Raw genomic sequence first — 6,545 nt, forward strand, 5'->3', positions numbered from 1 at the left:
ACGCAATGTTCTGCATCTGGCGGGTGGCGCTCATGGGGAGCGTGATCCAGACTTCATCAATCTTGTGCTGGCGCGCGAAGTCCGCAATCTTGGCGCTGTCTTCCACGCGCAGCACACCGGCCGGGGTGGCTTCGTCTGCCGACGCGTAGATGCCACCCACCCGGTAGCCGGTGCGGCGGTTGGCGGTGGCGCGGCGGTACATTTCTTCGCCGGTGCGGCCGTAGCCCACGATCAGTACGTGCTTGGTGTTCACGCCGGTACCGCGGGCCAGGCTCAGGAAGGCGCGGCTGGCGATGTGCAGCGCCAGCAAGCCGACCATGGAGCCAACATACCAGTAGGTGGCCCAAAGGCGCGAGAGAGAGTCGGCTTGATGAAGGAGGAAGCAGACCAGGATGCTGATCAGCCAGACCAGGGTCCAGCCGGCCAGCATGCGCGTGAAGAGCGAGAAGCTGCTGCGGCCGCGCCAGGAGGCGTACAGGTCGAACGCGGGCAGTACGATGAACGCGACGGTGCAGCCGAAATACTGGATGAACTGGTGGATGGGCGCGTTGGGCGTGGCGTCCGTTGCGAAGCGCAGTTCGGTTGCCAGGTAGCCGGCAATCCAGATGACGCCTACGTCCAGCAGGCGTGCGGCCAGCGTTAGCTGGTCGTGATGCCTGGTAAACATGTCGCGATAAACTCCCATGATCTTCCCCGAAAGCGTTCGCAATCCCGCCGCACGTTTGTGCGGCCGAACCATTTATCCCCAATTGGTAAAGGCGACGTGCCATTGACTACGTCGGCCCGGCCATGCGCGCTGTCTCAAATGGCATGGCGTTTTTGATCGGACGAAGGAAGTCGGCGCTGGCTGCAGCGTGTGCAGCCGATTCCGTGGCGCTTGGGGGCGGCTGACCCTTGCGCCCGTGCGTCGCCCATGCAGGGACGCGTCGCTGGAAACTCGTCGCTTCGTTTTAAACAGGCGCCATGGGCGCCGGTTTGCTCGTCTTATCGATGGGGCAGATAGTGCGGCGCAGCGACATCTACCGGTACCCTGCGAGAGAAGGGAACGCGAGGGGATTGTCGGCGTCATGGCGCGGGGTTGCTGGCGAGGGCGTGCATTGCGCTCGGGACTTGTGCACGGGGAGGGAGGTTTTGGTGCCGATGGGTGATGTTGGTGCGTGGATTGTTCAATGATGTATCGAGTTTGTATCGAGGTCGATATTTGATTTTTATGGTTCATCCGACTTTCGTGTGGGTCGATTTATCGCTGGGCTAAATCCAGCGTTGCCGTAGCTCCCCTCTCCCACATCATGGGAGAGGGGAGAAAGCCAGCGTTTTGCCTCCTGCCACTTGCACCCGCGTGCAGTACCCGCGTGAAAGCCTGGAGAGCCATTTTTATAAAAACTGGTGCTTTTTTTCTTTGAATTTTCTATCCCTGCTTCAGAGGGGGGGATTGCCGGATGAATGCTGATATTAAGTACGGGGGGAGAGCTGCGATCTCTCTCGCTGTGTTTTGCGGCTCGCGGCTTGCTCCATCTTTTGCTGGTGCAGCGGGTTCTCATAGCCGCCGCCCAGCGGCAGCGCCTTCTCGCCCTGCGCGTAACCGCGAGTGCCCGGCGTCGGGGGAGGGGGCTTGCGGGCGAAGGCGGCAAGTGTTTTTTCCGGCGCTTTTTCTGTTGGCGGGGATGGCCGGGTGGCTGAACTACCTGGCCCAAGCGCTGGCGTGCCGGGCTGCCGGCGTGGCTTAGCTGCCAATTTGGGGCCCGTCACCGGGCCAATCATCGCGCCAATGACCGAGCCAATCGCCAAAAAGTGAGACGCACGGTCAAGAGCCGCGCKGGAGTGGCTTTAATCTTGGACGTAGAGACCATTGTCTATAAGGCGTGCGCGAAAGGGGGATGCTTGGTGACCCCTGCCCTTGAACTCGATGAGAGGGGGAACCGACGCAACCGGGGCAATGCCGGCAGCGATCCGGTGTCTTGACGGGTCATTAGGCGCACGACGGGAATGATGGGGGTGTTGGTTATGGCTGATGTATCTGGTTTCTCTGGTTTCTCTGGTTTTTCTGAAATGTCTGGAATGACGGAGCAGGGCGGGGGCCCCCTGAGCCGTGAGCAGCTCGATGCTTACTTTGCTTCCTACGTGGGCATGGAGGGGGGGAGTCCGGCCAGCGCGGTTTGGTTCTGCGACAGCATGCCGACTTCGGATAGCACGCGGCTGCCCGCGGAGCTTGTCCCCGTGCGTGAGGTACCGGCGTGGGATGCGCAGTTCAGGCTGCGTCATCTGCACGAGATGAGCAAATGGCAAACGCACCAGCGCATCGCGCGCATCATGGCGGCGGCCCGGGAGATGGTGCTGTTCGGCCGGGACGATAGCGGCGATTGGCAGCGCTACCTTGCGCAATATCTTTACCGGCCGCGCGGATGGGATTTCAAGCTGAGCTTGTTCCCATTGGCCATCCGGTCGGAGAACGGGTTGCCGTGGACGCAACTGCACGGCAACCAGCCGGAGCTGAACCCCAAATCCAGATACCTCGCGCTGTGCCGTAATGGTGCCCGGTTCCGTTTTATCGCCCAGTTGCGCCGGCGCGAGCGGCCCAAGGTGGTGGTCTGCCTTGGCGAGCGCTTCGAGGCGGATTACGTTCAGGCCTTCGGCATGCGGGGGGTGCCATTTACCACGCACACATTACAGCCGGCCGATCAGGCGAGGGAATTGCGCGTTTATGTCAGCGAAGGTACAAACCTGATTATTTGTCCGGCAGTGGCCGGAGCTGCCGGATTGGCTTCCGACGTGCTGCTGAACGCCATGGGGCGTTTTATCAGCCAATGGCTGACCATGGCCGATTTTCAGGTAAGGCCGCACGAGACGGAGCTTTGCGAGGCGGAGTACTACTAGGCCTGAGATGGCGATGCAGTGGCCGTTGGCGCGCAGCTCAAAACTCAGAACTGTTGCCGATGCAGCCACTGCTGGAAGGCATCGCCTTGCACCGCGAACGCGGCTTGCCTGAGTTGGGTGTTCTCGGGGCTGGTGGCATAGGCGCGCAGGTCGCTGGGCGACATGCCCAGGGATCGGCGAAACGCCCGGGTGAAGTCCGATGCAATCGATATAGGGTTGGGCGGGAAATCTCCATCTTGGCGAGCAGTTTGTCGGGGGACAGGCCCGCCGCGCCGGGGTCGGCGTCGATCAGCCGGCGTGCCCGGGCCAGCATGGCGCTGCGCGCGGCGGCGCGGGCGCCTTCCTCAAGGCGCGCGCCTTTGCGAAAGGCGGCGGTGAGCAGTTGCACGCTGGCGTGCATGGCCTCGGCAGCCGCTTGCGGTGCCATGCCGGGGATCTCGCGGCTCAGCGCGGTCAGATGCTCCACGGCCAGCCGGGTCAGCGGCGTGTTGGTTTGCGCGATGCGCCCGTGCGCGGCCTCGGCGCCGAGAAAGATGGAATCCATCATCGTGCGCGGCACGAAGACCGAGAGCGCGCGCACGCCACCCCGGTGCATGTGGACGGGCTGCCCAAGGTCCGTGAGCAGGATGCCGCCCTGTTGCGGCATCGGGTTGTGCCGCATGCCTTCGACCACGCCGGCGTTGCCTTCGACGAACACCTGAAGCGCATAGTGCCGCATGGTGTCCGTGGAGATGCGCGCGACGTTGCGCTCCAGGGAGAGCCCATCGCAGCGGCAGTCGGTGAAGAGCATGTCCTCGACCAGGTAGCGGTCGATGGAGGCCTGGAACGGGGCAGCCAGGGCGTCCTGGGTGAGGTTGACGTCCATTACGTGGCCGACACGCTGGCGCCAGGCAAGGATTTGTCCCACGCTGGTGTTACGGGGCCCGTCGCCGCCTACCTGGAAATGGGTATGAGGCAGGCGCGCGTCCGAGGGCGCGGGCTGCGGTTCCGATTGGGTCGGTGCAAGTGCGATGGGGGGCTCGGTCATGGGCGTTGGGCGCACCCGGTGCTGCATAGGCCCGGCAAAACGCCGGCGCATCGGCATCACTCTATCGAAAAACCGAGGTTCTTGCAGGCAACGCGTTGCGGCTGTCCCACTGCCATGCCTGTGCTTGCCACGCACTCGCGCACGCACATGCTGCACACAGCCCGTGCACATGCCGTGCAATCGCCATTTGACGCCATTTACCACCATTTACCGCCGCCCGATTGTGCGATGCGGCGCAAAGTGTCGTTACCCCGCGTAAGAAGGGAAAGAAGACTGCCGCGAATCCCTCCAAAGGGGGGCGCGTCATGATCAAATCTCACGCAAAATCTCGCACCGCCAAGTGATTGTTTCGCGCAAACGAGATTGGGCTTTTTGGGGCGGCAGCAGGAGCGTCGCGGGATTGACAAAATACGTTCCGGTAATCGCTTTCCCAAAGGGAAAAGCACTGATCCAGATTGGTTGTAGGTAGGTCAAATCCGTTGGAGCCAGGCTTTGGCTTTATGCCGGCCGGCATCCGATACGAAGCAGGTGGGAGGCGCGGATGCGCGGGAAGTTCTCCATTCCCCGTCAGCGGGTTGTCTCCATCGTTCTATTAGAGATTTGCCGATGCATTCGAGGCGTCTCACGGCCCGTCACGTCGTATAGGTAAGTACTGCCTCAGCGCGTGGGCATCTTTAATTCCACCAAGCGGTAGAGGCATGGAAATAGAACAGAAGACTGTATTCTCACGTGAGCAGCTGGACGCGTACTTCGCGTCTTACGTTGGTATGGAAGGGGGAAATCCGGCGGCGGCTGTCTGGTTTTGCGACAGCACACCGCATCCATGGGTCGAGTCGCTGGTAGCGCCGCTGGAGCCGCGCCTGCAGCCAGGCGCCTGGGATCGCGCGTACCGGGAGCGTCATCGCGAGAGCATGGAGCGCTGGCAGTCGCATCAGAAGATCGCAAGGATCATGGCGGCGGCGCGTGCGCAGACCTTTGCGTGCCCGCAGAGCGAGTGCGACTGGAAGCATTACTTCGATCAGCATCTTTATGCGCCGGGAGGCGCGGAGTTCAAGCTCAGCCTGTTTCCGTTGCCGGCGCACCTGATCGGGCAGACGCCCTGGTCCAAGGCATTTCGCGGGCAGCCGGCGCTGGTGCCCAAACAGCGCTACCTGGATCTGTGCCGCGCTGGCAACCGCTTCCGCTTTATCGAAGGCATTCGCAGGGAGTGGAAGCCCAAGGTGGTGGTGTGCCTGGGCGAGCGGCATTTCTCGGATTTCGTATTGGCGTTCGGGCTTGAGCAAGCCCGGATGGGGGACTTTATTTTGCAGCCGGCCGATCTGGCCAAGACGCTGCGCGTGCTGGAGCTCGATGGCACTACCTGGATCATGTGTCCTGCGCTGGCGGGCGCGTCGGGGTTGACTTCCGATGTGTTGCTCGAAGCCATGGGCCAATATGTGGCGCGCTGGCTGGTGCCGGAGGATTTTCCGGTTCTGCACTAGGCGTGAAGCAACGCAAATCGATGCAAATCGATGCGAGGTGATGCGAGGTGATGTGTTAGCCGGCATCGTTTTACGCGTCCTGACAACCGTAGGAACGGTACGCGGCAGCGATGCCGTTGCGACTCTCGCGAGGGTGGGGTTTAGGGGCTGACATGCAAGCTTGCGCTTTCCCCCTCCTAGTAGGGGTGACACGGTTGTGGAGATTGTTTATCTAGTAAAGCTGGTAAAGGCAGTTTTGTTGTAGTGCTGCCGATTCCGATCGCAAGAGCCAGCCAGGGTATCCATGAGATGCGACGAGCCAGGGCAGCGAAGGGCACCGCATGCGGTGCGCTGCCAAGGCGTGGTCAGGATCCATAGACAACCTAGTGACCCATTGACCTATCGACGTATCGACGCATTAACGCATTAACGCATTGACAAATCGACGTATCGATTCAGGAGTGAGAAGAGTGCAAACCAATATCAGGAATATCTTTACCCTCGGCATGATGGCTTCCGCGGCAGCGGCACTCGTGGCTTGCGGGGGAGGCTCGGACTCGACGCCGACCCCGACGCCATCGGTCACCGTGCAAGGCAAGGCCGTCGACTTCTACCTGTCACAGGCAACGGTGACGTTCCTCGATTGCAGCAACAAGACCACTACGACCAAGGCGAACGGGGACTTCACGTTCCCGGATGGTTGCTCCACCAGCGCGCTCAAGGTAACCGGCGGTACCGACATTGGTACCAACCAGCCGTTCACCGGCGTGCTGCAGGCGCCGGCAGTGGCCTACAAGGCCGGCCAGACCCCGGTGATCACGCCGCTGACGACGCTGGTTGCGCAACTGGGCGCAACCCAGGCCGCGGCGCTGGCGACCAAGCTGGGCCTGCAAGGCAAGGACCTCATCGCGCTGGACCCGATGCAGGACGCTGCGGTGCTCAAGGCGGCCGTGCTGGTGMAGCAACTGGTGGACCAGGTCGCAAAGACGCTGGCAGGCTTGTCGAAGGCCACGGGCGGCACGTTGACGGCGGAAGCTGCCGCGGCGGCAGCGGCCAGTGCCGTGGCTAGCGCGGTGAACAACGCCCCCGGCACCGCTAACCTGGCCAGTGGCACGCTGGTCACGTCGGTGATCAACTCGGCCGTGCAGAACGCCAAGGCAGGTTTCCCGGCCAGCGTCCAGGCC

Annotated in this window: 3 protein-coding genes and 2 pseudogenes; 3 read left to right on the forward strand and 2 right to left on the reverse strand. The window is 62.2% G+C overall.

Annotated features, from left to right (window positions below; all coding sequences use genetic code 11):
- Positions 1 to 685, reverse strand: a pseudogene (locus AC1DS3_RS36700) (undecaprenyl-phosphate glucose phosphotransferase); the annotation flags it as partial.
- Between the two features lie 1,373 nt (positions 686 to 2,058).
- Here AC1DS3_RS36700 and AC1DS3_RS36705 point away from each other — a divergent pair.
- The gene (locus AC1DS3_RS36705; RefSeq protein WP_477129143.1) at positions 2,059 to 2,874 is read left to right on the forward strand and encodes a transcriptional regulator; all 816 of its coding nucleotides are present in this window, start codon (positions 2,059 to 2,061) and stop codon (positions 2,872 to 2,874) included.
- A 37-nt stretch (positions 2,875 to 2,911) separates the two neighbouring features.
- Here the strand turns inward: AC1DS3_RS36705 and AC1DS3_RS36710 are convergent, their stop codons facing one another.
- Positions 2,912 to 3,901, reverse strand: a complete 990-nt coding sequence (locus tag AC1DS3_RS36710) for an AraC-like ligand-binding domain-containing protein (RefSeq protein WP_477129142.1) — start codon at positions 3,899 to 3,901, stop codon at positions 2,912 to 2,914.
- Positions 3,902 to 4,605: 704 nt separating this feature from the next.
- Between AC1DS3_RS36710 and AC1DS3_RS36715 the strand changes: the two genes are divergently transcribed.
- Both AC1DS3_RS36715 and AC1DS3_RS36720 read left to right on the forward strand, forming a co-directional pair.
- Entirely contained in the window at positions 4,606 to 5,382 is a 777-nt protein-coding gene (locus tag AC1DS3_RS36715; RefSeq protein WP_441634791.1) for an XpsR family transcriptional regulator, read from the forward strand.
- A gap of 449 nt (positions 5,383 to 5,831) precedes the next feature.
- A pseudogene (locus tag AC1DS3_RS36720) lies at positions 5,832 to 6,545 on the forward strand (hypothetical protein); the annotation flags it as partial.

The sequence above is a fragment of the Cupriavidus sp. 01L46 genome (assembly GCF_056399905.1).

Coding starts and splice junctions, on each gene's coding strand:
- AC1DS3_RS36705 (WP_477129143.1), top strand. CDS start 2,059: ATGACGGAGCAGGGCGGGGGCCCCCTGAGCCGTGAGCAGCTCGATGCT.
- AC1DS3_RS36710 (WP_477129142.1), bottom strand. CDS start 3,901: ATGACCGAGCCCCCCATCGCACTTGCACCGACCCAATCGGAACCGCAG.